Below are 1,720 nucleotides of genomic sequence, written 5' to 3' on the forward strand. Positions count from 1 at the left end.
TTCGTCATTTTCCCCAGCACTTGATCCAAATCCGGTTCAAATCTTGCGTAAAAATGCGAAAAAAGTCTTGACGTTTTTGCGTCCGCCGAACTAAAACGGGATTTCGTTCGAAAATACAGTCTTCCCAAATCAAAAATCGAACAAGCACAACCCCAACATGAAAAAGCAAATTAATCCCACCATCAAAGCGCATCTTATCCGAGGCGCATTTTACCTGCTTCTGCTTTTGGCTGTCTGCGCGATCCCCTTCGCGCTGGCACGGCGGAACGTCGTTCGAACAGCCACTGCACAAATCAAGAGAAACGCCGTCGCACACGCACCGCAAATCACCAATCTCTATGGCAGAGCGCCTGTCGTTTCCAGGAAAAGCCCGATCGCACCGTTTTTGCTAAGTGGCCCCCTCGGAGGGACGTGTCCCTCCACCATTACGCAATCAACCAGCCAGGCGATCGTCGATGGAAACTCGGTGGCCTGCAATGACGGCGTTGGCACTACTGAGAATCATTACTGGCGCGCTTTCGATATGAACACTTTTACCGGCGGCCAGGAATACGATGTGACGTCGGTTTCATTCGGGATCGAATTGGCGCAATCTGGAGACGGCACGGGCCAGCCGTTGACAGTCAATTTGTATGCGAACCACGGTTCACCGTTCCCCGGCGGCGACTGGCAATCGAATCTGATCGCCACATCGGGAGAACTCAACATTCCAGATCAAGCGGACACCATATTTGAGGTACCGATAACAGCCACTGTGCCGGCCGGCACTCTCGAGCTCGTGATGGAAGTGATGACCCGGGATGGAACTGCTGTGGGTAACCTGTTCTTCATCGGTTCTAACGATGACCCAGAAACCGGGCCAAGCTATATCAGCGCAGCCGATTGTGGTATCACCGATCCGACGCCGGTCTGGGATATTGGTTTCCCCGATATGCATATCGTGATGAACGTCAACGGAAGTTGTCCTTCTGGCAGCCCTACGCCAACGCCAACCGCAACAGCGTCGCCAACGCCAAGGCTCACTCCAACACCCGGGCCCCGCCCGACCGGCTCCGCGTCCGGGGGCTACCGCTACTCCGAGTCCTTCTGCTACTGCCACTCCTACTGCAAGCGCGAGCGCGACAGCCACTGCGAGTGCGACTGCTACTGCCAGTCCGACAGCCAGTGCTACCGCGAGTCCTACGGTAAGTCCCACGCCAACAGCGCGCGCTCGCCCGCCTCGGTAGGCTGGCTAGATAACAATTCAGTTTGCTGCGCGGAGCTCACGAGATTGTTCGTGAGTTCCGCACTTAGCCTTTGCGCCTCGTCTGCGAGCGCGCGAGTGATTAGCGGCGGCTGCGACCAATCGTCGGTGGCTTGCCTCAGGCGTCTGGATCAGATGACGTTGCAAGCTTGCAACGCGTGAAGAGGACGGGCGCACAAGACACGCGGAAAATGTGCCAATCCGGCAATCGTATACCGCCACTCCAAGTGGTTCACACAGAAATGGTTTGACATCGCTCCATCGATTTCAGTAAAACCGGGGCGTACGGAGGAATTCATTACACCCATACCAAAGCTAAAGGTAACCCTTACCGGTTTAATGCTCCCGTTGCTTCTGCTGTTTGGTTCGCCCCGCGTGGACTCGCCTAATTCCGGCACAAAGAACTACCATAATGGCGACGCCCAGAGTGGGACACTTCAGAAGATGATTGTGGCCAGCGGGAGCGCGACCATGGAC

1 pseudogene is annotated in these 1,720 nt (G+C 55.6%); it reads left to right on the forward strand.

Annotated features, from left to right (window positions below):
- The first annotated feature begins 1,064 nt into the window (after positions 1–1,064).
- A pseudogene (locus DMG62_23815) lies at positions 1,065–1,205 on the forward strand (chitin-binding protein).
- Positions 1,206–1,720 lie beyond the last annotated feature (515 nt).

It is taken from the genome of Acidobacteriota bacterium, assembly GCA_003225175.1.
Classification (GTDB): domain Bacteria; phylum Acidobacteriota; class Terriglobia; order Terriglobales; family Acidobacteriaceae; genus Gp1-AA112.